We start from the raw sequence: 25,302 nt of genomic DNA on the forward strand, positions 1-25,302 counted from the left end.
GTTACAGTCGAACGACTGCGAACAGTAGGAAAAGCGTAGGAAGAAGGCATACGTCATGAGCAGCAACGAGACGCCGCGTGGCCCCATCGACTCGTCCCGCATCCCGCGGTACGCCGGACCCGCGACGTTCGCCCGGCTGCCACGGCTCGACGAGGTCGGCACCACGGATGTCGCCGTCGTCGGCGTGCCCTTCGACGCCGGGGTCTCGTACCGCCCCGGCGCGCGCTTCGGCGGCAACGCCATCCGTGAGGCGTCGAGGCTCCTGCGCCCGTACAACCCGGCGCAGGACGCCTCGCCCTTCGCGCTCGCCCAGGTCGCGGACGCGGGCGACATCGCCGCCAACCCGTTCAACATCAACGAGGCGGTCGAGACCATCGAGGCCGCCGCGGACGACATCCTCGGCACCGGCGCCCGCATGATGACCCTCGGCGGCGACCACACCATCGCGCTGCCGCTGCTGCGCTCGGTCGCCAAGAAGCACGGCCCGGTCGCGCTGCTCCACTTCGACGCGCATCTGGACACCTGGGACACGTACTTCGGCGCCGAGTACACGCACGGCACCCCGTTCCGCCGTGCCGTCGAGGAAGGCATCCTCGACACCGAGGCGCTCTCCCACGTCGGCATCCGCGGCCCGCTGTACGGCAAGCAGGACCTGACCGACGACGAGAAGATGGGCTTCGGCATCGTCACCTCGTCCGACGTCTACCGCCGCGGCGCCGACGAGGTCGCCGACCAGCTGCGCCAGCGCATCGGCGACCGCCCGCTCTACATCTCCATCGACATCGACTGCCTCGACCCGGCGCACGCCCCCGGCACCGGCACCCCCGAGGCCGGTGGCATGACCTCGCGCGAGCTGCTGGAGATCCTGCGCGGGCTCGCCTCCTGCAACCTGGTCTCCGCCGATGTCGTCGAGGTCGCGCCCGCGTACGACCACGCCGAGATCACCTCGGTCGCGGCCTCCCACACGGCGTACGAACTGACCACGATCATGTCCCGCCAGATCGCCGCGAACCGTGCCTCCGGCGCGGGAGAAGCCGCGAAGTGACCCCCACCTCGTCCGGCTTCGGCGCCGCCGAGAACTCGCGCCGGGCCGGCCACGGCCCGGCGGCCGGAGCGCCGGCGCCCCGGACACAGACCGAACGCGACGCAGAGGACGCCCAGTGACCCACGACCACGACCTCGTACTGCGCCCGACCGCGACGCAGATCGCGGCCGCGCTCAACCCGCCGGCCGGGCGCAACGGCGGCGACCTCGTCGTCGAGGCCCTGGCCGGGCTGGGGGCGACCACCGTCTTCGGCCTGCCCGGGCAGCACGCGCTCGGCATGTTCGACGCGCTGCGCCGCTCCGACCTGACGTACGTCGGCCTCCGGGTCGAGAACAACGCCGGCTTCGCCGCCGACGCATACGGCCGGATCACCGGCCAGGTCGCCCCGCTGCTGCTGTCCACCGGGCCAGGCGCGCTGACCTCGCTCGCCGCGCTCCAGGAGGCGGCGGCCGCGTCCGCCCCGGTACTGGCGATCTCCAGCCAGGTGCCGTCCGCCGGTCTCGGCGGCGGACGCCACGGCTACCTGCACGAACTGCGCGACCAGAAGGCGTCGTTCCGCGACATCGTGAAGTCCGTGCACACGGTCCGTCGGGCCTCGCAGATCCCGTCGGCCATCGCCGAGGCCTGGGAGTCGGCGCTGAGCGCCCCGCACGGCCCGGTCTGGGTGGAGATCCCGCAGGACGTGCTGCTCGCCGAGGCCGGCCTGCCGGTCGTCACGGCCATGGACGCGACCCCGCGCGACCTGGTCCCGCGCCCGGAGCTGACCGCCGTCGCGGCCGATCTGCTCTCCCGCGCCTCCCGCCCGGCGATCATCGCGGGCGGCGGTGTCGTACGCGCCGACGCCTCCGGCAAGCTGCTGGCGCTCGCCGAGAAGCTGGACGCGCCGGTCGTCACCACCTTCGGCGGCAAGGGTGCCTTCCCCTGGGAGCACCCGCTGTCGATGCAGTCCTGGCTGGAGGACCGGCACACCACCGACTTCCTGGAGGACGCCGACGTGCTCCTGGTCGTCGGCTCGGGCCTCGGTGAACTCTCCTCGAACTACCACACGTTCGCGCCGCGCGGCCGGGTCGTCCAGATCGAGGCCGACCTCGGCAAGCTGGAGTCCAACCACGCCTGCCTCGGCATCCACGCCGACGCCCGTCTCGCGCTCTCCGCGCTGCTGGAGACCGTGGAGGACCGCCGCGACCCGTCGGCCGCCGAGCGGGTGTCCGCCCTGCTGGCGAAGGTGCGGGACCGGATCGCCGGCCAGGAGCTGACCCTGGAGCAGGAACTGCTCGCCGCGGTCCGCGAGGCCCTGCCGGACGACTCGCCGAGCTTCTGGGACATGACGATCCTGGCCTACTGGGCCTGGTCCGCCTTCGACGCCCGGCGCCCCAACACCATGCACTCCGCCCAGGGCGCCGGCGGCCTCGGCTACGGGTTCCCCGCGGCCCTGGGCGCCGCGGCCGCGGACCCCGGCCGGCCGGTGCTCGCGGTGTCCGGCGACGGCGGCGCGATGTACTCGATCGCGGAGCTGGCGACGGCGAAGCAGTACGACCTGCCGGTGACCTGGCTGATCGTCGACGACGGCGGTTACGGCATCCTGCGCGAGTACATGACGGACGCCTTCGGCGAGTCCACGGCGACCGAGCTCTCCCGCCCGGACTTCGTCGCACTCGCCGAGTCCTTCGGAGTGCCCGCGGTCCGTACGACGACGGAGTCGCTGCGCGAGGACCTGGCCAAGTCCCTGGACCGGCCCGGACCTTCGGTGGTGGTCCTGCCGGCGCTGCTGAGGATGTTCGCGCCGACGCACCTCTGATCCCGCCGCACCTCTGATCCGGGCGCACCTCTGATTCCGGCGCACCTGTGATCCGCTGCACCTGCACGAGTCCGGTGCACCTTCACGAGGCCACGCCGACGGCCGCCTCATCGGCGGCCGGCGCGTGGCCTCGTGCCCGTTCACTCAGGTGTACGTGTACGCGTCCGCAAGCTCAGTGCACCGTGATGGCCTGAGCCGTCCGGACGCTGGCCGCGTGGGTCTTGCGCAGATCTTCCAGATCGCCGTGGTGTACGCGGATCATGGCATTCTGGATGGTTGATTCCGTGGCGAACCATATGCCCAGGAGATTCGATTCCTTCTTGCAGGCCATGTCCGCCCCGGCGTCACCGCTGACGGGTCGGTCGCCTCCCGGGCAGGCGCACGTGCCCGGTGACGTGACAGGCTCAGCGCTCGTACAACTTTTCGCCGTCCGGTGAGTCTTCCGATGCGTGACTCACCACTCCATATCCCGCCGCCGCAGACGCGGCGCTCTCGGTGCGGCCCTCGCCGTGGGAGTGCTCCTGCCGACAGCACTGTCGGCGGCACCCGCCTCCGCCGCGACCCCAGCCGTGAGCTGTACCTCGAACAAGGCAGGACTCGCGACCAAGCTGTCGACCGACATCGCGGCCGCCCTCAAGGGGCGCTCCTCGATGACCGCCGTCGCGGTCTACGACCGCACCACCAACACCCACTGCGAACTGCGCGCCACAGAGAAGTTCGACTCCGCGAGCGTCGTGAAGGCGTCCGTGCTGGCGACGTTGCTCTGGGACGCCGGCAAGCAGCAGCGGAGGCTGACCGACCGCGAGGTCAGCCTCACCACCGCCATGATCACCAAGTCGGACAACAACGCCACCACGCAGCTGTGGAGCCAGCTCGGCGTCACCAAGGTCAAGGCGTTTCTGCAGACCGCGGGCATGACGATGACCGTTCCCGGCTCGGGCGGCTACTGGGGGCTCACCCAGATCACCGCCCGTGACCAGCGCAAGCTGCTGGGGCTGGTCACCAACAAGAACGGTGTGCTCAGCGACAGCTCGCGCTCGTACATACAGAGCCTGATGCGACGCGTGGTCTCCTCGCAGCGCTGGGGCACCCCGGTCGGCGCGCCCACCAGCGTGACCGTCCATGTGAAGAACGGCTGGCTGTCCCGGGCCACGCACGGCTGGCGGGTGCACAGCATCGGCGCCTTCACCAGCACCACGGCGAACTACTCGATCACCGTTCTCACGCACGACAACGCCTCGATGACCGACGGCATCAACACGATCCAGGCCGTCTCCCGGGTCGTGCACAGGGACCTCAACCCCACCGCGTCGACGCTCTCGGTGGTCACTCCGCCCGCCGTCCCGCAGGAGGCCATGCCGGCCGTGCCGGAGCGCGGCCCGGCCTCGTAGGTCCTGCCGGCTGGGTCCCGCCGGTCCGGCCCTCCGCCGGCACCGGCTCGTCTCCGGTCCCAGGACGGGTCCTGGGACCGGAGACCGTACTTTGTTGCGGCGGGATGAAATCCGCCCGCGCCCGCGTTGGTGCCTTCCGGAAGATCAGGATCAAAATCAGGATCAAGATCCGGAGCCGGGAGGCACCCGTGGCGGTGGCGTCAGAGCAGACCTGGGCATGGCGGCTCGCCGGCTACGCCTGGCGGGATCGGCGGAACGTCGTGCTCGCGCTCGGTTCGTCCCTCGCCGGTATGGCCGTCATGGCCGTCGTCCCCCTGATCACCAAGGTCGTCATCGACGACGTCATCGGTGATCACACACGCTCACTTGCCGTCTGGACCGGACTCCTGATCGCCGCCGCGGTCGTCGTCTACGTCCTCACGTACATCCGCCGCTACTACGGCGGACGGCTCGCCCTCGACGTCCAGCACGACCTCCGCACCGACATGTTCGCCACGATCAGCCGGCTCGACGGGCGCCGCCAGGACGAGCTGTCCACCGGCCAGGTCGTCGGCCGCGCCACCAGCGACCTCCAGCTCATCCAGGGTCTCCTCTTCATGCTCCCGATGACGATCGGGAACGTCTTGCTCTTCCTCATCTCCCTGGTCATCATGGCCTGGCTGTCGCTGCCGCTCACCCTGATCGCGCTCGCCGTCGCCCCCGCGCTGTGGTTCATCGCCAAGCGCAGCCGGGTGAGGCTGCACCCCGCCACCTGGTACGCACAGCAGCAGGCGGCCGCCGTCGCGGGCGTGGTCGACGGGGCCGTCTCCGGCGTCCGTGTCGTCAAGGGCTTCGGCCAGGAGGAGCAGGAGACCGGGAAGCTCAGGGACGTCGGCCGCAGGCTCTTCGCCGGCCGGCTGCGCACGATCAGGCTGAACGCCACGTACACCCCCGCCCTGCAGGCCGTGCCCGCGCTCGGGCAGGTGGCGATGCTGGCGCTGGGCGGCTGGCTGGCGACCCGGGGCCAGATCACCCTCGGCACGTTCGTCGCCTTCTCGACCTACCTCGCACAGCTGGTCGGGCCGGTGCGGATGCTCGCCATGGTGCTGACCGTCGGCCAGCAGGCACGCGCAGGCGTGGAGCGGGTCCTGGAGCTCATCGACACCGAGCCGGCCATCAAGGACGGTACGAAGGAGCTCCCGGCCGACGCCCCCGCGACCGTCGAGTTCGACGACGTCGGCTTCGCGTACGGGGAGGCATCGCAGCCGGTCCTCGACGGCTTCTCGCTGAAGATCCGCCCGGGTGAGACCGTCGCCGTCGTCGGCTCGTCCGGCAGCGGCAAATCCACCGTCTCGCTGCTGCTGCCGCGCTTCTACGACGTGACGCGCGGTGCCGTCCTCGTCGGCGGCCACGACGTACGCGAGCTGACGATGGAGTCGCTGCGCGCCGCCATCGGCCTCGTGCCGGAGGACAGCTTCCTCTTTTCCGACACCGTCCGCTCGAACATCGCGTACGGAAAACCCGACGCGACGGACGAGGAGGTCGTCCAGGCCGCGCGCACCGCCCAGGCGGATCGTTTCATCGACGCACTGCCCGACGGCTATGCCACCAAGGTCGGCGAGCACGGCCTCACCCTCTCAGGCGGTCAGCGCCAGCGCATCGCCCTCGCCCGCGCGATCCTCGCCGACCCCCGGCTGCTGCTCCTCGACGATGCGACCTCCGCCGTGGACGCCCGTGTCGAGCACGAGATCCACGAGGCGCTGCGCGGCGTCATGGCCGGCCGTACGACCCTGCTGATCGCCCACCGCCGCTCCACGCTCGGCCTCGCCGACCGGATCGCCGTCCTCGACGAGGGCCGGCTGGCCGACATCGGCACCCATGACGAGCTGCAGGAACGCTCCGCGCTGTACCGGCGGCTGCTGACCGACCCCGACGAGCTGGGCGGTGTGTCGCCGGGACACGCCGTTCCCGTGGAGCTGCCGGAGGACCGGACGGTCCTGGAGGAGCTGGAGGCCGAGTTCGACGCGGAGCGCGGCATCACGCCCCCGCTCTGGGTGCGCAAGGAGGAGGCCGAGGAGGACGAGGCCGCAGGCGCCACTCCCGAGCTGCTGGCCCAGGTCGCGGCGCTGCCGCCGGCCACCGAAATCCCTGACGTCGACGAGGCGCGGGCGGTGACGCCCGAGTTGTCGTACGGGCTGCGCAGGCTGCTGCGCGGTTTCGGGCTGCCGCTCCTGATCAGCCTGTTGCTGGTCGGGGTGGACGCGGGCATGGGCCTGCTGCTGCCGGTGCTGATCCGGCACGGTATCGACGACGGTGTGGAGCGGGCGGCGCTGGCCGCGGTGTGGGTGGCGTCCGCCGTCGCCCTGCTCACGGTGGTGGTGCAGTGGGCGGCGCAGATCGGTGAGACCCGGATGGCCGGGCGCACCGGCGAGCGCATCCTCTACGCGCTGCGGCTGAAGATCTTCGCGCAGCTGCAGCGGCTCGGGCTCGACTACTACGAGCGCGAGCTGACCGGCCGGATCATGACCCGGATGACGACGGACGTGGATGCCCTGTCCACCTTCCTGCAGACCGGACTTGTCACCGCCTTCGTCTCGGTCGTCACCTTCTTCGGCATCATGGTCGCGCTGATCGTGCTCGATGCGCAGCTGGCGCTGGTGGTCTTCGCGACCCTGCCGGTGCTGCTGATCGGGACGTTCGTCTTCCGCCGCCGGTCGGTGAAGGCGTACGAACTGGCGCGCGAGCGGATCAGCATCGTCAACGCCGACCTCCAGGAGTCGGTCAGCGGGCTGCGGATCGTGCAGGCCTTCCGCCGCGAGCGCTCGGGCAACCGGCGGTTCGTGGAGCGCAGCAACAGCTACCGCGAGGCGCGGGTGCGCGGCCAGTGGCTGATCTCCGTGTACTTCCCGTTCGTGCAGTTGCTGTCGTCGGTGGCGGCCGCTGCCGTGCTGATCGTCGGCGCCGGGCGGATCGAGGCGGGGACGCTCACGACGGGTGCGCTCGTCGCGTATCTCCTCTACATCGACCTGTTCTTCGCGCCCGTGCAGCAGCTGTCGCAGGTCTTCGACGGTTACCAGCAGGCGACGGTGTCGCTGCGTCGCATCCAGGAGCTGCTGCGGGAGCCCACGTCGACGGCGGAGGCCGGCGAGCCGCTCGATGTGCCGTCGCTGCGCGGCGAGATCGCCTTCGAGGACATGTCGTTCGCCTATGGCGATGACGAAGAAGCGCTGACCGGAGTCGACCTGCGCATCCCGGCCGGGCAGACCGTCGCCTTCGTCGGGGAGACGGGCGCCGGCAAGTCGACACTGGTCAAGCTGGTGGCGCGGTTCTACGACCCGACGAGCGGTCGGGTCACCGCCGACGGCGTCGATCTGCGCGAGCTGGACCTCACCGCGTACCGGCACCGGCTCGGTGTCGTCCCGCAGGAGGCGTACCTCTTCCCGGGCACGGTCCGCGACGCCATCGCGTACGGGCGTCCCGAGGCCACCGACGCCGAGGTGGAGGCGGCGGCGCGCGCGGTCGGCGCCCACGACATGATCGCCACGCTGGAGGGTGGCTATCTGCACGAGGTGGCCGAGCGCGGCCGCAATCTGTCGGCCGGTCAGCGTCAGCTCATCGCCCTCGCGCGGGCGGAACTCGTCGACCCGGACGTGCTGCTGCTCGACGAGGCGACCGCAGCACTGGACCTGGCCACCGAGGCGCAGGTCAACCAGGCCACGGACCGTCTGACCGGCCGTCGCACGACCCTCGTCGTCGCCCACCGCCTCACCACCGCGGCCCGCGCCGACCGGGTGGTCGTCATGGCGCACGGCCGGGTCGTCGAGGACGGCACGCACGACGAACTGCTGGCGCATGGCGGGCGGTACGCGGAGCTGTGGCGGACGTTCATCGGGGAAGAGGCGCCGGCGGCAGCCTGAGCCGGCCATTCCGCCTGGGCCGGCGCTTCCGGCCTGGGGCCGGACACGGACGCGCAGGGCCCGGACGGCAACCGTCCGGGCCCTTGTTGCGTCGTACGTCAGTACGGCTTGGTGTCCGAGGGGAGCAAGGGTGTTCGGAAGACTGGTGGTGCACGTACTCGCGGTGCTCGCGGTCGTCGCGGCTCTGTCACTGACGGGTCCGGGGGTGCAGAACGCCGCGGCCGTGTCCGCGTGCTCCGGGCGGCCGGCGAAGACCGTGGGGTTCGCCACGGGGGAGTTGCGCCTCTACAAGACCCGGCAGTACGTGTGCGCCCTCGCCGTCGCCAAGCAGCCCGGCACCCGACGGGCCATGTCGGTGTCCCTCCAGCCGCGCGGCGGCCGTGCCGCCGTCGACAAGGGGCGCTTCATCCGGCAGGCAGGGCCGGTCACGGTGCACGCGCTCAACCGCTGTGTGCGCGCCTCGGGTTCGATCGCCGGGAAGAGCGCATCGACCGGCTGGATTCTCTGCTGAGTCCACTGCCGAGCGGGCCCGGACCCGACAACCGGGGCTGGCGATACGGGTGTTGCGCCCGCTAGGTTCACCGCGACCGTTGTGAACCAAGGGGAGGGTGCATGCGCAGAACGCTGAGATGGCTGCTGTCGTTGGTCGTGCTCATAGGCATGGCCGGAGCGACGGCGAGCGCGGCCACCGCCGCCGATCCGGCCGCCGGCTCATCGGGAGTGTCCACCGACATCAAGGACCGGATCCTCGCGATCCCCGGAATGAGCCTGATCGAGGAGAAGCCGTACCCCGGCTACCGCTACTTCGTCCTCAACTACGCCCAGCCGGTGGACCACCGGCATCCGTCCAAGGGCACCTTTCAGCAGCGCATCACCGTGCTGCACAAGGACACGACCCGCCCGACCGTCTTCTACACCAGCGGCTACAACGTGGGCACCACCCCCCGCCGCCGCGAGCCCACCCAGATCGTCGACGGCAACCAGGTCGATCTCGAGTACCGCTTCTTCAGCCCGTCACGGCCCGATCCGGCCGACTGGTCCAAGCTCGACATCTGGCAGGCCGCGAGCGACCAGCATCGTGTCTTCACCGCGCTGAAGAAGATCTACGACAAGAAGTGGATCTCCACGGGCGGCTCGAAGGGCGGCATGACCGCCACCTACTACGAGCGCTTCTACCCCCGTGACATGGACGGCGTCGTCGCGTACGTCGCTCCCAACGACGTGAACAACAACGAGGACTCGGCCTACGACCGGTTCCTCGCGAAGGTCGGCACCAAGGAGTGCCGCGACAGGCTGAACGCGGTGCAGCGCGAGGCCCTCGTCCGTCGCAAGCCGCTGGAAGCCCGCTACACCGACTACGCGGCCGAGAACGGCTACACCTTCACCACGGTCGGTTCGCTCGACAAGGCGTTCGAGGCCATCGTCCTCGACTACACCTGGGCCTTCTGGCAGTACGGCCTCGTGGCCGACTGCGACACGATCCCGGTCGCCTCCACCGCCACCGACCAGGAGATCTGGGACAGCATCGACGCGATCTCGGGCTTCTCCTTCTACACCGACCAGGGACTGGCCCCGTACACCCCGTACTACTACCAGGCCGGGACCGAGCTGGGCTCGCCCGACATCGAGCAGTCGCACCTCAAGGGCCTGAGCCGCTACGGCTACCAGCCGCCGCGGAACTTCGTGCCGCGGGACATCCCCATGCGGTTCAAGCCGTGGGTCATGGACGACGTGGACAGCTGGGTGAGGCACAACGCCCGGCAGATGCTCTTCGTCTACGGGCAGAACGACCCGTGGGGCGCGGAACCGTTCCGCCTGGGCAAGGGAGCGCGTGACAGCTACGTCTTCACCGCCCCTGGCGCCAACCACGGTGCCAACGTGGCCGGTCTGAACCCCGAGCAGAAGGCGAAGGCCACCGCCCGGATCCTGGAGTGGGCGGGTGTCGCACCGGCCGCCGTCCAGGCCGACCCGTCCAAGGCGAAGCGGCTGACGAAGCCCGACGCGCTGCTGGACAGGCAGGGCGTCGAGCGGGAGCCGTTCACGCTTCGGCCGTAGTCCGGGGCCGAGGCCCTGGGTGGGCTGTGTCCGCCGTGTGTGCGTCACACACGGCGGGCGCAGCCCACCGGCCTTTCACCCTTCAACTGGACGTACAGATCCGTGGACGGCGGACACTGCGACCGCTTCTCGACAGCGGACCCCACCTCGAACTCGGGCCGCCGCTCGCCCGACCCGTCGCACGCCGTCTCCTTCACCTGCCCCTTGCGGGAGGTGTAGACGCAGTCGCCGGGCACGGTGTGCGGTCCGCCGCCCGCGCCCGGGTCGCCCGGATGCGGCGCCTCCAGATTGCGCATGCATGCGTAGCCGCGCGGCACGGCCCCGTCGCCGTCCTCGTCGGCCGACGGCCGGCTCTCGGAGATGTGCAGGACGAAGTCGGTCGCGGCCGGGCAGGCGGGCCCGCCGGCCTGGCGCCTTTCGTACCGCGCGACGACCCGGGCGGACGCCCTCTCGCTCGTGCACGGCACCTCGCGGACGTCGTCGCCGCCGGTGTCGCTGCACTCGCCGGGCCCCAGGAACACCGCCCCGTACCCGGACGGGTGCACCGGCCCGCTCCCGGTCTCCTCGAGACCATCCGCGTCCGAGCCGCCGTGCCCCGGCGAGCGCTGGCATCCGAGCGCGCCACCGATGACCAGCGCGGCGCACACCACCCCGACACGCAGTCGCCGCATACGCATGCAATTCCCCCCGGTCGGTCCGTCCCAGCGTGGCCCGCGGAAGCGGGCGCACGCCAGGGGAGCCGGGGGCTTTCCGTCGTGCGGGGGTCGTGCGCCGGTGGTGCGGCGTACGCCGCGCTACGTCCGATACGTCAGACCGTGACCGACGGGGTACAGCACCTGTGCCGGATCGTCCGCACGCTGCACGGGTACCGGCAGTCTGCCCTCCGGTTCCGCGCGGCCCGCGATCACCCGGACGGCGGCGCGCAGTTCCACGTCCGTCCAGCTGTACGCGGCGAGCGAGGCGGCGACACCCGCGCCGGTCAACTGGGCGATGTCGTACGGGTTGCGGATGGCGACCGTGACCACCGGAACGCCGGTCGCGACGAGCCGGGACACGAGCGTGCGCTGAGGGCTGGTCGCCGAGACGTTGTACGTACCGACGACCACGACGTCCTTGCCGGCCGCCGCGGCCACCGCCTCGTCGATCTTCGCAGCGGTCGGCGTGATGCCGGTGGACAGCGCCGTGGTGGTGAAGCCCTGCTCGGTGAAGGCCTTGGCAAGGGTGGTGGTGGGCGGACCGGTCGTGCCGGAGGGGGACGCCGGGTCGGCGCCGACGACGAGGACGTCGGCGTGGCTGCGGGGAGAGAGCGGCAGGAAGCCGTTCTCGTTCGCCAGCAGGGTGGTGGTCTCCTCGGCGATCCGGTCGGCGGCGGCGAGGTGGCTGCGGGTGCCGACCGTGCGGTCCACGCCCTTGTGCGAGACGAACCGGTCGCGGAACAGACCGAGTTTCGCCTTCAGGAGGAGGATGCGCAGGATCGATTCCTCGATGCGCTGCTCGGTCAGCTCGCCGCTCCTGACCGCTTCGAGGACGGCGTTCCAGGCGATGCTCAGACTCGGCGGGTTGAGCAGCTGGTCGCAGCCCGCCTTCAGCGCGAGCACGGGGACGCGTTCGTCGCCGTACTTCTGGCGCACTCCGGCCATGGTGAGCGAGTCCGTGACCACGACCCCGTCGTAGCCGAGTTCCTCGCGCAGGACGCCCGTCAGGATGGGCCGGGAGAGCGTCGCCGGGTCCTCGCTCGGGTCGAGCGCGGGGACCACGATGTGCGCGGTCATGATCGAGTCGATCCCGGCGGCGATGGCCGCACGGAACGGCGGTGCGTCCAGCTCGTTCCACTGCTCACGCGTGTGGTGGATGGTGGGCAGGGCGTAGTGGCTGTCGTCCTTGGTGTCGCCGTGCCCCGGGAAGTGCTTGGACGTGGAAGCGATACCCGCGCCCTGGTAGCCGCGGACCTGGGCGGCGACGAGCCCGGCCACGGCCTGCGGGTCGGCGCCGAAGGAGCGAACGCCGATCACGGGGTTGGCCGGATTCACGTTCACATCGGCGACCGGCGCGTAGTTCTGTGTGATGCCCATCGCGGCGAGCTCGGCGCCCGCGATCCGGGCGGCCTCGCGGGCTCGTGAGCGCGAACCGCCGGCTCCGAGCGCCATCGCGCCGGGCATCAGAGTCGCGGGCTTTCCGACCCGGGCGACGATGCCGTGCTCCTGGTCGGTGGAGATCAGCAGGGGCAGGGGAGTGGGCTGGGCGAGGCCCGCCTGCTGGATGCCGTTGGAGAGGTCGGCGATCTGGTGGGGATCGCGGGTGTTGTGCGCCCAGGCGAAGTAGATGATGCCGCCCACGTGGTAACGCTCGATCAGCTCGGCGGCGGTCCTGACGCCGATCTCCGTGAGGTTGGCGTCGATGTCGGCCTGGTCGGGCGCGGTGGCGGAGTGCCCGTACACCCGCATGACGAAGAGCTGGCCGACCTTCTCCTCCAGGCTCATCCGGGAGATGAGGCGCTTGAGGTGGTCGCGCGTGGCGGCTTCGGCGTTGCCCCGGCCGGAAGCGAGGGCGGATGCCGGAGCGAGAGCGACGGCCGCGGCTCCGGCGGCGGTCGCGGCGAGGAGAGTACGTCTGGAGGGGGTGGTCCGGTCCTGCACTGATGATCCTCCCGTGAAGGAAACTTCCAAGGAGCCACGGATATCCGGAAAGTAACTGCCAGTCAAGGGATGTGACAGGGAAGGGCGGTGCGCGGACGTGGCGTGTCGGAGCGGGCGGCGTCGGAGGCAGGGTGAGCGGAGCCGGAGCCGGAGCCGGAGCCGGGGCCGAGGCCGGAGCGGAAGGCGGAGGCTGGGCGAACCGGGGTCCGAGCCGGAGGTCGGGCCGGGGCTGGGCGACCCGGGCCGGGGCCGGGAGGGCCGCCACCGGCGCCAGGGAGGGGGTGCGCCGGTGGCGGTGTGCCCTGCCGGCCGCAGGCGGTTGGAGAGGGGAGTCAGCGATCGCAGCCGACAGCGAGGGCCGACACCACGCTGCGGTGACTCACCGGCAGGACGGCACTTGGACGGTGCGGGAGCGCCGCAGGTTCCCCGCATTGCGAAGATTCCTCTTGTTCCTGGGCATAGGTGCGGATGATGCCGATGTGGCCCCGTCTCATGAACCTGCCGACGACTGCCCTTTAGCGTTGCTTCCACCGACCAGGTAGCAATCCGCGCTGGTGCTACATGGTTGCCGCAGGCGAGGCTCGACGCATGCGCCCCTCCCATGTCGCTCTCGCCGCCCTCGTCGCCGCGGTCTGGGGCGTGAACTTCGTTGTCGTCGAGATCGGCCTCGATCACTTCCCCCCTCTCCTCTTCTCGGCCCTGCGTTTCCTGGTCGCCGCTCTCCCTGCGGTGTTCTTCGTCGGCCGCCCCAAGGTGGCCTGGAAGTGGATCATCGCCGTCGGCATGGTGCTGGGCGTGGCCAAGTTCGGGCTGCTCTTCACCGGCATGAACGAAGGCGCACCGGCCGGACTGTCCTCCCTGATCCTTCAGATCCAGGCCGTCTTCACCGCGCTCTTCGCGTTCCTGGCCTTGGGCGAGCGGCCGGGAAGAACGCGCGCGCTCGGCATGCTCATCGCCCTCTCGGGCATCGCGGTGGCAGCGGTCGACGAAGGCGGCTCTGGCCCGTTGACCGGCTTCGGCCTCGTGATCGCCGCGGCGGCCTGCTGGGGCGTCTCCAATGTCCTGACCCGCAAGGCATCCCCGCCCGACGCCCTCAATTTCATGGTCTGGGTGTCGGTCGTCCCCGTACTGCCCCTGGTTCTCCTCTCCCTTCTGATGGAGGGCCCCGACCGGGACCTCGCCGCACTCCGCGCCCTCGACTGGCCGGGCGTCGGCGTCATCGTCTATGTCGCCTGGATCACCACGATCTTCGGCTTCGGGGCCTGGGGCTGGCTCATCCGCCGCCACCCCGCCTCGTCGGTGGCCCCGTTCTCCCTCCTCGTGCCCGTCTTCGGTATGTCGTCCGCCGCCCTGTTCCTGGACGAGTCGGTCACTCCCCTCCGCTGGTGCGCGGCGGCCCTCCTCGTCGGCGGTGTCGCGCTCACCTCCCTGGCGCGGACAGCGACTCCAGGTGCTTCCTCCCCGCCGGCAGCAGCCCCGGCAGGTCCGGCGCCTGCGGATGCCAGCGCTTCTCGTACTCCCAGCAGACCCAGCCCTCCTCGCCCGTGAGGGTCACGCACTCGGCGAGAGGCAGGACGCCGGCACCGAGGGGGAGTGGGCCGAGGTCCTCCCGCGAGGCGACGTCCTTGACCTGGATATAACCGAGGAACGGGGCGAGGGCGGCATGCGTGGTGGCCGGGGCCTCGCCGTCCAGCCAGGGGTGCATGACATCCCACAGCGCGCCCACGTGCCGATGGCCGACCGTGCCCAGGACTCGGGACACCGCCGCACCCGTGCGGTGCGAGTCGTGCGTCTCCAGCAGGATCCGCACGCCCAGGTCCGCCGCGGTCTCCGCCGCCGCGGCCAGCCGGCGCGCGGCGGTCGCGTCCGCCGTCCCCTGGTCCTGGTCGCCGCCGCCCGGGAAGACCCGTATGAACGAGGCTCCCAAGTCCCTCGCCAGCCTCAGCAGTTCGTGGAGCTCGTGGCGCACGGCCTCGTCGTCGCCAGGGGACGCCACCCGGGCGTAGCCGGCGACTGTCAGGATCTCCACGCCTGCGCGGGCGAACTCATCCACCACCGCGGCCCGTTCGCGCGCGCCGATGCCCGGGTGGACCGGCTCCTCCGGGTGGGCCCGCAGTTCCACTCCCTGGTAGCCGGCCGCGGCGGCGAGGGCGGCCACTTCGGAAACGGGCATCCCGGGAACCCCGAGCGTCGAGAAGGCGGGCCTCACTGGGGTGATCCTTCCTGGAGGGGGAGCCGCCAGTCCTGGCCGATCAGATCCACCCCGTACGAACGGTGGGGCTTCTCGGCGACGAGGGTGAACCCGGCGCGCTGGTAGATCTTGCGGGCGGCGCCGAGTGCATCGTTCGTCCACAGCACCAGTTCCCGGTAGCCGACCTCGCGGGCGAAGTCCACGACCGCGCCGACCAGCCGGTCCCCGAGGCCGTGCCCGCGCGCCTCCGGCTCGACCAGCAGCAGTCTCAGCCGGGCGGTGGCCGGCGCCTCGTCCCGTACACACATCACCGAACCGACCTGGCGGCCGTCCATGTCCGCTATCCACACCCGCTCCAGATGCGGGTCGTGGTCCTGGGCGAAGTCGGCGACTATGCGGGCGACCAAGCCTTCGAAGTCGGCGTTCCACCCGAACTCCGCGGCGTAGAGCGCGCCGTGGCGCTGGACGATCCAGCCCAGATCGCCGGGGACGGGGTCGCGCAGCACGGGGCCCGTGCGGTGCCGATCCCGGTCGGGGCGGGCCTCGCCCAGTATCTCCCGCACCGTGCGCATCGCCTCCGTCAGACGGGGCCGGTCGTCCGCCGGCACGGCGGACAGCAACTTGCCGACGGCCTCCCGCGACCGCTCGTCCAGCAGCGCGGTCGCCTCGCGTCCGCGCTCGGTGAGCGTGATGCGCTGGCGCCGAGAGTCCGCCTCCGACGGGGCCCGCTCGACCAGACCGTCGCGCTCGAACTTGCCGAGCAGCCGGCTCAGATACCCCGCGTCCAGGGAGAGCTCCATCCGGAGGTCGGCGGCATCGGTGCGCGGGGCGTGCGCCAGCTCGTACAGAACGCGCGACTCGGTCAATGTGTACGGCGTGTACAGGTGTTTGCTGTAGTCGAGCGCGCCGATGAGGTTCGTGTAGAAGCGGTTGAAAGCGCGGACCTCGTGAACGGCCATGATCCAGCCCCCATTTTTCGTTGACCGAGTCAAGGCTAGGTGGGGGTGGAGATGCCCGGCAAGGCCTGTGGACAACTCTGCTTCCGAGCCCTGCCGCGCCCCGTCGGGCCCGCCCCCGGGCCCTTGTTCGCCCACCCCGCTCCGTTCCGATCCGCCCTCGCGCCGGGCCTCGGACCTCGGGCCTCGGGCCTCGGACCTCGGGCCTCGGACCTCGGACCTCGGGCCGGATCCGGCCCTTTACCCCCTCTTCGGCGGTGCCGTCGACGCCCGTGCCATGAGCTCCGCACCGATCGTCGCGATGCCCCCGGGCGGAGGCGTCTCCTTGCCCATGGCCAGCCGCCCTGCCCGTGTTCCTGCGTCGTGCAGCGGCAGCCGTACCGTCGTCAGGGCCGGGACCGCGTCCACCGAGAACGGCAGGTCGTCGAAGCCCGCCACCGAGACGTCCTCCGGAATGCGCAGGCCCTGATCCCGCAGAGCGGCGCAGGCGCCCAGCGCCACCGTGTCGTTGGCGGCGACGACCGCCGTCAGATCCGGGTCGCGGCGCAGCAGCTCCAGCGTGGCGTCGTAGCCCGAACGCCGGTCGTACGAGCCGTGCACGGTGAGCAGTGCCTGATCCCCGGCGGCCTTGTCGAGCCCCGCCGCGGCGAGTGCCGCCCGGTGGCCCTCGAGCCGGTGCCGGGTCGTCGTCCGCTCCGCGGGTCCCGCCACGTACCCGATCCGCCGATGCCCCAGCGTGATCAGGTGCTCGGTGAGCCGCCGCCCGCCGCCCCGGTTGTCGAAGGCGAGGGTCGCCGTGACGGACCCGCCCGGCATGGGCGGCCGGCCGCACAGCACCACCGTCGTACCCGCGTCCGCGAGCCGCGCCAGCTTCGCCGACATCGCGGCGATGTGCTCCGGGCCCTCCAGCGCCCCTCCGGTGAGGACGACCGCCGCGGCCCGTTGCCGCTGCAGCAGGGTGAGGTAGGTCAGTTCGCGTTCGGGGGAGCCGCCCGTGTTGCAGACGACCGCCAGCTTCTCGCCGCCTGCCCGCCCGGAAGCCCCTTCGCCGATCGCGGTCTGCGCGGCTCCGGCCATGATCCCGAAGAACGGGTCGGCGATGTCGTTGACCAGGATGCCGACCAGGTCGGACGTGGCCGCGGCGAGCGAGCTGGCCGGCCCGTTCAGGACGTAGTCCAGCTCGTCGACGGCGCGGAGCACCCGCTCCCGGGTCGTCGCGGCGACGGGGTAGTTGCCGTTGAGTACCCGGGAGACGGTCGCCGGGGACACCCGGGCGCGGGCCGCCACATCCGCCAGCGTGACTGTCATCGCTTTCCTCCGGGGAGATCGGGCTGAGCCCTTGCAGGGCCACTGTGCGCAGGCTAGCGTCATAGCGCATAGAAAGCGCTTGCTGTCACCGTTTCGCGACCGTATCGAAGACACGAGGACGCAAGGAAACGAGGGGACGGCGGAACATGGAGGCATCTTCGTGACACGCAGGACAGTGCGGATCGCCATGAACGGCGTTACGGGACGCATGGGATACCGGCAGCACCTTGTGCGCTCCCTCCTCGCGATCCGTGAGCAGGGCGGCCTCGACCTCGGCGACGGCGAGATCCTCTGGCCCGAGCCCGTCCTGGTGGGCCGCCGTGAGCAGGCCCTGCGTGAGCTCGCCGAGCGCCACGGGCTGACGGAGTGGTCCACGGACCTGGAAGCGGTGCTCGACGACCCGTCCGTCGACATCTACTTCGACGCCCAGGTCACCTCGGCGCGCGTCGAGGCGATCAAGAAGGCGATCGCCGCGGGCAAGCACATCTACACGGAGAAGCCCACCGCGACCGATGTCGCAGGCGCCCTCGAACTGGCCCGGCTCGCCCGCGCCGCCGGCATCAGGCATGGCGTCGTCCAGGACAAGATCTTCCTTCCGGGACTGCTGAAGCTGAAGCGCCTCGTGGAGGGCGGCTTCTTCGGGGAGATCCTCTCCGTCAGGGGAGAGTTCGGCTACTGGGTCTTCGAGGGGGACTGGCAGGAGGCCCAGCGGCCCTCGTGGAACTACCGCTCCGAGGACGGCGGCGGCATCGTCGTCGACATGTTCCCGCACTGGGAGTATGTACTGCACGAGCTGTTCGGCCGGGTGACGAGCGTTCAGGCGCAGGTCGTGACCCACATCCCGCAGCGGTGGGACGAGCGGGGCAAGCCCTACGCGGCGACGGCCGACGACGCCGCGTACGCCGTTTTCCGGCTGGAGGGCGGGGTCGTCGCCCAGATCAACTCCTCCTGGGTGGTGCGCGTGAACCGCGACGAGCTCGTCGAGTTCCAGGTCGACGGCACGCACGGCTCGGCCGTCGCCGGGCTGCGGCGGTGCCGCGCACAGCACCGCAGTGCGACGCCGAAGCCCGTGTGGAACCCGGATCTTCCCGCCACCGAGTCGTTCCGCGACCAGTGGCAGGAAGTGCCGGACAACACGGACTTCGACAACGGGTTCAAGGCCCAGTGGCAGCTCTTCCTGCGCCATGTCGCCCTCGGGGAGCCGTACCACTGGGATCTGCTCGCCGGCGCGCGCGGCGTGCAGCTCGCCGAGCTCGGACTGAGGTCGTCGGCGGAGGGACGCCGGCTCGACGTTCCGGAGCTGACGCTGTGACGATTCTGCTGCCGGGCGGCGACGGCACGCTCCGCACGTACGAGCCGCGCGCCGAACGCACCAGCACCGCCTACTGTGCAGGTGGTGCTCCGCTCGCCTCCCGTACGGTCTTCTCGGCGGCCCACGTCGTCGCCGAGCCGTACGCGTTCACCAGCCCCGAAGGCCCCGCCGCTGTCGACTGGGACGCCACCCTCGCCTTCCGGCGTCACCTGTGGGCGCACGGGCTGGGCGTCGCGGAGGCCATGGACACCGCGCAGCGGGGAATGGGGCTGGACTGGGCGGGTGCCGCGGAGCTCATCCGGCGCTCGGCCGCCGAGGCGAAGGCGGTCGGGGGCCGCATCGCGTGCGGAGCCGGAACCGACCAGCTCACGGGCGCCCGCGCGGACCTCGAGGCCGTGCGCGCGGCCTACGAGGAGCAGCTCGCGCTCGTCGAGGAGAGCGGGGCGCAGGCGATCCTCATGGCCTCCAGGGCCCTGGCCGTGGCCGCTCGCACCCCGGAGGACTATCTGACCGTCTACGGGCACCTGCTGCGGCAGGCGAGCGAGCCGGTCATTCTGCACTGGCTCGGACCGATGTTCGATCCCGCTCTGGACGGTTACTGGGGCAGCGCGGACCTCGACAAGGCCACCGAGACCTTTCTCCAGGTCATCGCCGAGCACCCGGACAAGGTCGACGGAGTCAAGATCTCGCTGCTGGACGCGCAGCGCGAGGTCGACCTGCGACGGCGCCTGCCCGACGGCGTGCGCTGCTACACGGGCGACGACTTCCACTACCCCGAGCTGATCGCGGGTGACGACCAGGGCTTCAGCCACGCCCTGCTCGGGATCTTCGACCCTTTGGGGCCGGTGGCGGCCGAAGCCGTACGCGTCCTGGACACCGGCGACGCCAAGGGCTTCCGTGAACTTCTCGACCCGACGGTCGAACTGTCCCGCCACCTCTTCGAAGCGCCGACCCGCTTCTACAAGACAGGAGTCGTCCTGCTGGCATGGCTGGCGGGCCATCAGTCCCACTTCACGATGGTCGGCGGCCTGCAGTCCGCGCGATCCCTGCCGCATCTCGCACGGGCCTACGAACTGGCGGACGGGCTGGGGCTGTTCCCCGACCCGGCGCTGGCCGAGGCCCGGATGCGATCCCTGCTCACGGTGTACGGAGTAGCACGGTGACCCACAGCCTTTCCCGGTTCAGCATCAACCAGATGACCGTCAAGCAACTCACGCTGCCTGAGCTCACGGAGGCCTGTGTACGGCTCGGTGTGCCCGGCGTCGGCCTGTGGCGCGAACCGGTGCAGGCGTACGGCATCGATGCCGCCGCCAAGCTCGTGCGGGACGCGGGACTCACGGTCACCACACTCTGCCGTGGGGGCTTCTTCACGGCGACCGACCCCGCGGAGCGGGCACAGGCCCTGGACGACAACCGCGCGGCCGTCGACGAGGCGGCCGCCCTGGGCACGGACACGCTCGTCCTCGTCTCGGGCGGGCTGCCGCCCGGCAGCAAGGACCTGCCGGGCGCGCGCGAGCGCATCGCGGACGCGCTGGGCGAACTCGCGCCGTACGCAGGGGAGCGGGGTGTGCGGCTGGCGATCGAACCGCTGCACCCGATGTTCGCGGCGGACCGCTGCGCCGTCTCCACGCTCACCCAGGCCCTCGACCTCGCCGAACGCTTCCCCGCCGAGCAGGTCGGCGTCGTCGTGGACACCTACCACATCTGGTGGGACGACCAGGCGCCCGCGGCGGTCGAGCGCGCCGGCGCGGGCGGGCGGATCCACTCGTTCCAACTGGCGGACTGGATCACTCCGTTGCCGAAGGGGGTGCTCAACGGCAGGGGGCAGTTGGGCGAGGGCGCGATCGACCTGCGCGCATGGTGCGAACGCGTCGACGCGGCGGGCTACACGGGCCCGGTCGAGGTGGAGCTCTTCAACGACGAGCTGTGGACGCTCGACGGGGCCGTGCTGCTGGCGGAGACGGCGGCGCGCTACGTCCGGCACGCGCTGTAGCTCGCCGGGACGGCCCTGGGGCGCGGTGGATCACTGCTTCCTGGGGCCGCCGCCCAACAGGTCGCCCAGCACCTCGCCGAGACTGCCCTGAGAGGTACCGGGCGAGCCGGAAGCGGCCCCGGAGACCCCGGGCGCCGCCCCGGCCGACCTGCGTTGTGCCGCGCGCTTCGTGAGGACGGTCAGGATCACGGGAACCAGCAGTTCGAGCACCCGGCTGACCGTGGCCAGGGGAAGGCCCGTCTTCTTGGCGACCGCCGCGGCGGCGGGTCTGGCCAGCCGTGAGAGCACGCCCGCCATCAGACTGCCGCTCAGCAGCCCGCCGCCGAGGGTCGCGACGCCCTCGAGCGGAGGTTCGGTCACCTCGGAGACGGCCTGTCGCACCTCCTCCGCGTGCTCCGGTGTCGCGGCGGCCTCCCGCAGGCCTCCGGAGAGCGCGGACACGGACGTGTCCACGAGGTTCGAAGCCTCCCCCGGGTCCGTGCCGAGCAGGCCCGCGATCTCGTGGAGCCGGTCGTCCCCCAGCTCGTTCAGTACGTCCTGCTGAAACGCATCGTTACTCATGGTGAAAACGCTAAGGGTGCCCCGGTATGTCGGCATTTCGAGATTCCGCAAAAATAACTGCCCGCAGTCGTGCAACCCTTCCGGGGTGAGAAGAGTCGTACTTGGCGTCAGGGCTCCTGGGGAGGGATCTGGGGGGATCTGGGGAGCTCTGCCGGAGGGGGAGTGAGCGGGGCCCGGTCATGTGACCGGGCCCCTTGAACTCTCCGGGACCTGTGCGGACCCAGGTGGCCGCGGAGTTTTCCACCGGCACGGCCGACTGTCCGACCGGGGCGGTAGCGTCGGATCATGTCCAATCTGGCAGTGGTCGAAGGGGTCCTGGAGCGGATCACCTACGCCAACGAGGAGAACGGGTACACGGTCGCCCGCGTCGACACCGGCCGCGGCGGCGGTGAGCTCCTCACAGTGGTCGGCTCGCTCCTCGGCGCGCAGCCGGGCGAATCACTGCGCATGGAGGGCCGCTGGGGCTCCCATCCCCAGTACGGCAAGCAGTTCAGCGTCGAGAACTACACGACGGTCCTCCCCGCCACGGTCCAGGGCATCCGCCGCTATCTCGGCTCCGGCCTCATCAAGGGCATCGGCCCCAGAATCGCCGAGCGGATCGTCGACCACTTCGGGGCCGACACCCTCGACATCATCGAGAAGGAGCCCGAGAAGCTCATCGAGGTCCCCGGCCTCGGCCCGAAGCGGACGAAAATGATCGGCGCCGCCTGGGAGGAGCAGAAGGCCATCAAGGAAGTCATGGTCTTCCTCCAGGGTGTTGGCGTCTCCACCTCCATCGCCGTGCGGATCTACAAGAAGTACGGTGACGCCTCGATCTCGGTCGTGAAGAACCAGCCCTACCGCCTCGCGGCAGATGTCTGGGGCATCGGCTTCCTCACCGCCGACCGGATCGCCCAGGCCGTCGGCATTCCTCACGACAGCCCCGACCGGGTCAAGGCCGGTTTGCAGTACGCCCTGTCGCAGTCCACGGACCAGGGCCACTGCTTCCTCCCGCAGGAGCAGCTCATCGCCGATGCCGTGAAGCTGCTCCAGGTCGACACCGGCCTGGTCATCGACTGCCTCGCCGAGCTCGCTGCCGACGACGAAGGAGTCGTGCGGGAGCAGGTCCCCGCTCCGGACGGCGGGGATCCCCTCACCGCGGTCTATCTGGTGCCGTTCCACCGTGCCGAGCTGTCCCTCTCCGCGCAGCTGATACGGCTGCTGCGCACGGACGAGGACCGCATGCCGGCCTTCCACGACGTGGCCTGGGACAAGGCACTGGCCTGGCTCGCGGACCGCACGGGCACGGAGCTGGCCCCCGAACAGGAGCAGGCCGTGCGCCTCGCGCTCACCCGGAAGGTGGCCGTCCTCACCGGAGGCCCGGGCTGTGGAAAGTCCTTCACGGTCCGATCGATCGTCGAGCTGGCCCGTGCCAAGAGAGCCAAGGTGGTGCTCGCCGCTCCGACTGGCCGGGCGGCGAAGCGGCTCGCCGAGCTCACGGGCGCCGAGGCGTCCACCGTGCACCGGCTGCTGGAGCTCAAGCCGGGCGGCGACGCGGCCTACGACCGGGACCGGCCGCTCGACGCCGACCTGGTGGTCGTGGACGAGGCGTCCATGCTGGATCTGCTCCTTGCCAACAAGCTGGTGAAGGCCGTGGCCCCGGGTGCGCATCTGCTCCTGGTCGGGGATGTGGACCAGCTCCCGAGCGTGGGCGCGGGAGAGGTGCTGCGGGATCTGCTGGCCGACTCCGGGCCGGTGCCGAGCGTCCGGCTGACCCGGATCTTCCGGCAGGCCCAGCAGTCCGGGGTCGTGACCAACGCCCACCGCATCAACTCCGGGACACAGCCCCTCACCCAGGGCCTCGACGACTTCTTCCTCTTCGTCGAGGACGACACCGAGGAGGCGGGCAGACTCACCGTGGACGTCGCGGCGCGGCGCATCCCGGCCCGGTTCGGCCTGGACCCGCGGCGCGATGTGCAGGTGCTCGCCCCCATGCACCGCGGACCGGCCGGCGCGGGCACCCTCAACGGGCTGCTTCAGCAGGCGATCACTCCCGCCCGCCCCGACCTGCCCGAGAAGCGGCTCGGCGGCAGGGTCTTCCGCGTCGGCGACAAGGTCACTCAGATTCGCAACAATTACGAGAAGGGGAAGAACGGAGTCTTCAACGGCACGGTCGGCGTGGTGACCTCGCTCAATCCGGTCGATCAGCGGCTGACGTTGCTGACGGACGAGGACGAGGAGGTGCCCTACGACTTCGACGAACTGGACGAGCTCGCGCATGCGTACGCCGTGACGATCCACCGCTCCCAGGGCAGCGAGTATCCGGCGGTCGTGATCCCGGTCACCACCGGCGCCTGGATGATGCTCCAGCGGAATCTGCTGTACACGGCCGTCACCCGTGCGAAGAAGCTCGTGGTCCTCGTCGGCTCCCGTAAGGCCATAGGGCAGGCGGTGCGCACCGTTTCCGCAGGCAGGCGCTTTACCGCACTCGATCACCGGCTGTCAGGTGAAGGCTTCGTGGGAAAGATCACCTAAGTCTTCCGGAACCAGGGCGAAGGGGGCACGATGAGCAGGTTGGAGGCACTGAGTGCCGCCAAGTGACCCAATGGTCGACCCCGAGTGCACTCTCCTCAGCCAAATGGGGGATGGTAGAGACAGTCAGGGCACCTCGAAGAAGAGGACTACGTCGGTGAGGGATGACGTGAGCGACAACTCTGTAGTACTGCGGTACGCGGACGGTGAATACACCTACCCGGTGGTCGAGAGCACCGTCGGTGACAAGGGCTTCGACATCGGGAAGCTCCGGGCGCAGACCGGTCTGGTGACCCTGGACAGCGGTTACGGCAACACAGCCGCCTATAAATCCGCGATCACCTACCTCGACGGCGAGCAGGGCGTCCTGCGTTACCGCGGTTACCCGATCGAGCAGCTGGCCGAGCGCTCCTCCTTCCTCGAGGTGGCGTACCTGCTGATCAACGGCGAGCTTCCGACGGTCGACGAGCTGGCCGCGTTCCGGGGTGAGATCACCCAGCACACGCTGCTGCACGAGGACGTCAAGCGGTTCTTCGACGGCTTCCCGCGCGACGCCCACCCGATGGCGATGCTGTCGTCCGTCGTCAGTGCGCTGTCGACGTTCTACCAGGACAGCCACAACCCGTTCGACGAGAAGCAGCGCCACCTCTCCACGATCCGGCTGCTGGCCAAGCTGCCGACGATCGCGGCGTACGCGTACAAGAAGTCGATCGGCCACCCCTTCGTCTACCCGCGTAACGACCTCGGGTACGTGGAGAACTTCCTGCGGATGACCTTCTCGGTCCCGGCGCAGGAGTACGAGCTCGACCCGGTCGTGGTCGCCGCGCTCGACAAGCTGTTCATCCTGCACGCGGACCACGAGCAGAACTGTTCGACGTCCACCGTGCGCCTGGTCGGCTCGTCGCAGGCGAACATGTTCGCCTCCATCTCCGCCGGCATCTCCGCCCTGTGGGGCCCGCTGCACGGTGGCGCCAACCAGTCGGTGCTGGAGATGCTCGAGGGCATCGCGGCCACCGGCGGCGACGTCGACACCTTCATCCGCAAGGTGAAGAACAAGGAGGACGGCGTCCGCCTGATGGGCTTCGGCCACCGGGTCTACAAGAACTTCGACCCGCGCGCCAAGATCATCAAGGCTGCGGCCCACGATGTGCTCTCCGCGCTCGGCAAGTCCGACGAGCTGCTGGACATCGCCCTCAAGCTGGAGGAGCACGCGCTCTCCGACGACTACTTCGTCGAGCGCAAGCTCTACCCGAACGTGGACTTCTACACCGGCCTGATCTACCGGGCCATGGGCTTCCCCACCGAGATGTTCACCGTGCTGTTCGCGCTCGGCCGGCTGCCCGGCTGGATCGCCCAGTGGCACGAGATGATCAAGGAGCCGGGTTCCCGTATCGGCCGCCCGCGCCAGATCTACACGGGTGAGGTCCTGCGGGACTTCGTCCCGGTCGAGGCCCGCTGACGGCTGAAGGCCGACGGCTGCCGGGGGTCCGGTCGGTGTCCCCGGGCCGGCGCAGCCGGGGGTGAGGTCCTGCGGGACTTGGCCCCGGTCGAGGCCCGCTGACGCCGGTCCTCCGGGGGCGTCGCTCCTGAGATGTGTCCCAGGGGCGACGGCGCCTCCTGGGCAGGACGGCGTCTCCTGAACAAAGCGA

19 protein-coding genes and 1 pseudogene are annotated in these 25,302 nt (G+C 70.6%); 13 read left to right on the forward strand and 7 right to left on the reverse strand.

From position 1 onward, the window contains the following. Positions 1-55 precede the first annotated feature (55 nt). From speB to ABT078_RS18435, 3 genes are read left to right on the forward strand one after another with little or no spacing between them, the layout of a single operon-like run. Entirely contained in the window at positions 56-1,045 is a 990-nt protein-coding gene (gene speB / locus ABT078_RS18425) for an agmatinase (RefSeq protein ID WP_351228866.1), read from the forward strand. After that, on the forward strand, positions 1,042-1,164 hold the full coding sequence (locus tag ABT078_RS18430; RefSeq protein WP_351228868.1) for a hypothetical protein: 123 nt from the start codon (positions 1,042-1,044) through the stop codon (positions 1,162-1,164). Before speB ends, ABT078_RS18430 begins: the two co-directional genes overlap by 4 nt. Next, positions 1,161-2,843, forward strand: coding sequence for a thiamine pyrophosphate-binding protein (locus ABT078_RS18435; RefSeq protein ID WP_351228870.1), 1,683 nt, complete (start codon positions 1,161-1,163; stop codon positions 2,841-2,843). The genes ABT078_RS18430 and ABT078_RS18435 overlap by 4 nt, the downstream gene beginning before the upstream one ends. Before the next feature lie 172 nt (positions 2,844-3,015). On the opposite strand, the gene ABT078_RS18440 is transcribed toward ABT078_RS18435, so the two are convergent. Then, a complete protein-coding gene (locus ABT078_RS18440; protein WP_351228872.1) occupies positions 3,016-3,174 on the reverse strand; it encodes a hypothetical protein in 159 nt (52 codons plus the stop codon). A 118-nt stretch (positions 3,175-3,292) separates the two neighbouring features. Between ABT078_RS18440 and ABT078_RS18445 the strand changes: the two genes are divergently transcribed. From ABT078_RS18445 to ABT078_RS18460, 4 genes are all read left to right on the forward strand, one after another. After that, positions 3,293-4,234, forward strand: coding sequence for a serine hydrolase (locus tag ABT078_RS18445; RefSeq protein WP_351228874.1), 942 nt, complete (start codon positions 3,293-3,295; stop codon positions 4,232-4,234). Between the two features lie 194 nt (positions 4,235-4,428). Beyond that, positions 4,429-8,130 carry an ABC transporter ATP-binding protein gene (locus ABT078_RS18450; protein ID WP_351228944.1) on the forward strand — a complete coding sequence of 1,234 codons (3,702 nt, stop codon included), beginning with the start codon at positions 4,429-4,431 and terminating at the stop codon, positions 8,128-8,130. 130 nt (positions 8,131-8,260) lie between these two features. Next, positions 8,261-8,641 carry a hypothetical protein gene (locus ABT078_RS18455; RefSeq protein ID WP_351228876.1) on the forward strand — a complete coding sequence of 127 codons (381 nt, stop codon included), beginning with the start codon at positions 8,261-8,263 and terminating at the stop codon, positions 8,639-8,641. A gap of 101 nt (positions 8,642-8,742) precedes the next feature. Then, complete coding sequence (locus ABT078_RS18460) at positions 8,743-10,185, forward strand: S28 family serine protease (RefSeq protein ID WP_351228878.1); 1,443 nt, start codon at positions 8,743-8,745, stop codon at positions 10,183-10,185. A gap of 44 nt (positions 10,186-10,229) precedes the next feature. Here ABT078_RS18460 and ABT078_RS18465 read toward each other — a convergent pair whose 3' ends face one another. Then, entirely contained in the window at positions 10,230-10,856 is a 627-nt protein-coding gene (locus ABT078_RS18465; protein WP_502981244.1) for a hypothetical protein, read from the reverse strand. 123 nt (positions 10,857-10,979) lie between these two features. Next, entirely contained in the window at positions 10,980-12,821 is a 1,842-nt protein-coding gene (locus ABT078_RS18470) for a glycoside hydrolase family 3 protein (protein ID WP_351228882.1), read from the reverse strand. A gap of 588 nt (positions 12,822-13,409) precedes the next feature. Between ABT078_RS18470 and ABT078_RS18475 the strand changes: the two genes are divergently transcribed. After that, on the forward strand, positions 13,410-14,369 hold the full coding sequence (locus tag ABT078_RS18475; protein ID WP_351228884.1) for an EamA family transporter: 960 nt from the start codon (positions 13,410-13,412) through the stop codon (positions 14,367-14,369). On the opposite strand, the pseudogene ABT078_RS18480 reads toward ABT078_RS18475, so the two are convergent. From ABT078_RS18480 to ABT078_RS18490, 3 genes and pseudogenes are all read right to left on the reverse strand, one after another. Next, positions 14,359-14,994 (reverse strand): annotated as a pseudogene (locus tag ABT078_RS18480) (sugar phosphate isomerase/epimerase family protein); the annotation flags it as partial. The gene ABT078_RS18475 and the pseudogene ABT078_RS18480 sit on opposite strands and share 11 nt — an antisense overlap. 32 nt (positions 14,995-15,026) lie before the next feature. Next, positions 15,027-15,971, reverse strand: coding sequence for a bifunctional helix-turn-helix transcriptional regulator/GNAT family N-acetyltransferase (locus ABT078_RS18485; RefSeq protein WP_351228886.1), 945 nt, complete (start codon positions 15,969-15,971; stop codon positions 15,027-15,029). 237 nt (positions 15,972-16,208) lie between these two features. Continuing rightward, positions 16,209-17,276: a LacI family DNA-binding transcriptional regulator gene (locus ABT078_RS18490; RefSeq protein ID WP_351228888.1), complete on the reverse strand. Its 1,068-nt coding sequence runs from the start codon at positions 17,274-17,276 to the stop codon at positions 16,209-16,211. A 160-nt stretch (positions 17,277-17,436) separates the two neighbouring features. Between ABT078_RS18490 and ABT078_RS18495 the strand changes: the two genes are divergently transcribed. From ABT078_RS18495 to ABT078_RS18505, 3 genes are read left to right on the forward strand one after another with little or no spacing between them, the layout of a single operon-like run. Then, positions 17,437-18,588 carry a Gfo/Idh/MocA family protein gene (locus ABT078_RS18495; protein WP_351228890.1) on the forward strand — a complete coding sequence of 384 codons (1,152 nt, stop codon included), beginning with the start codon at positions 17,437-17,439 and terminating at the stop codon, positions 18,586-18,588. Further along, positions 18,585-19,751, forward strand: a complete 1,167-nt coding sequence (locus ABT078_RS18500; protein ID WP_351228892.1) for a dihydrodipicolinate synthase family protein — start codon at positions 18,585-18,587, stop codon at positions 19,749-19,751. Before ABT078_RS18495 ends, ABT078_RS18500 begins: the two co-directional genes overlap by 4 nt. Before the next feature lie 32 nt (positions 19,752-19,783). After that, positions 19,784-20,581 (forward strand): sugar phosphate isomerase/epimerase family protein, encoded by a 798-nt coding sequence (locus tag ABT078_RS18505; RefSeq protein WP_351228946.1) that lies wholly within the window; start codon positions 19,784-19,786, stop codon positions 20,579-20,581. A 30-nt stretch (positions 20,582-20,611) separates the two neighbouring features. Here the strand turns inward: ABT078_RS18505 and ABT078_RS18510 are convergent, their stop codons facing one another. Beyond that, positions 20,612-21,142 (reverse strand): DUF937 domain-containing protein, encoded by a 531-nt coding sequence (locus ABT078_RS18510; protein ID WP_351228894.1) that lies wholly within the window; start codon positions 21,140-21,142, stop codon positions 20,612-20,614. Between the two features lie 285 nt (positions 21,143-21,427). Between ABT078_RS18510 and recD2 the strand changes: the two genes are divergently transcribed. Together recD2 and ABT078_RS18520 are read left to right on the forward strand one after the other, a co-directional pair. Further along, a complete protein-coding gene (gene recD2, locus ABT078_RS18515) occupies positions 21,428-23,656 on the forward strand; it encodes an SF1B family DNA helicase RecD2 (RefSeq protein WP_351228896.1) in 2,229 nt (742 codons plus the stop codon). 166 nt (positions 23,657-23,822) lie between these two features. After that, the gene (locus ABT078_RS18520) at positions 23,823-25,112 is read left to right on the forward strand and encodes a citrate synthase (RefSeq protein WP_351228898.1); all 1,290 of its coding nucleotides are present in this window, start codon (positions 23,823-23,825) and stop codon (positions 25,110-25,112) included. Positions 25,113-25,302: the final 190 nt, after the last annotated feature.

This window comes from Streptomyces sp. NPDC002133, from assembly GCF_040296405.1.
In the GTDB taxonomy this organism is placed as follows: Bacteria; Actinomycetota; Actinomycetes; order Streptomycetales; family Streptomycetaceae; genus Streptomyces.

Bases quoted from the DNA above. Each gene is read 5' to 3' on its own strand.
- ABT078_RS18490 (WP_351228888.1), bottom strand. From the start codon at position 17,276: ATGACAGTCACGCTGGCGGATGTGGCGGCCCGCGCCCGGGTGTCCCCG.
- ABT078_RS18510 (WP_351228894.1), bottom strand. From the start codon at position 21,142: ATGAGTAACGATGCGTTTCAGCAGGACGTACTGAACGAGCTGGGGGAC.
- recD2 (WP_351228896.1), top strand. From the start codon at position 21,428: ATGTCCAATCTGGCAGTGGTCGAAGGGGTCCTGGAGCGGATCACCTAC.
- ABT078_RS18505 (WP_351228946.1), top strand. From the start codon at position 19,784: ATGACCGTCAAGCAACTCACGCTGCCTGAGCTCACGGAGGCCTGTGTA.
- ABT078_RS18440 (WP_351228872.1), bottom strand. From the start codon at position 3,174: ATGGCCTGCAAGAAGGAATCGAATCTCCTGGGCATATGGTTCGCCACG.
- ABT078_RS18475 (WP_351228884.1), top strand. From the start codon at position 13,410: ATGCGCCCCTCCCATGTCGCTCTCGCCGCCCTCGTCGCCGCGGTCTGG.
- ABT078_RS18460 (WP_351228878.1), top strand. From the start codon at position 8,743: ATGCGCAGAACGCTGAGATGGCTGCTGTCGTTGGTCGTGCTCATAGGC.
- ABT078_RS18485 (WP_351228886.1), bottom strand. From the start codon at position 15,971: ATGGCCGTTCACGAGGTCCGCGCTTTCAACCGCTTCTACACGAACCTC.
- speB (WP_351228866.1), top strand. From the start codon at position 56: ATGAGCAGCAACGAGACGCCGCGTGGCCCCATCGACTCGTCCCGCATC.
- ABT078_RS18465 (WP_502981244.1), bottom strand. From the start codon at position 10,856: ATGCGGCGACTGCGTGTCGGGGTGGTGTGCGCCGCGCTGGTCATCGGT.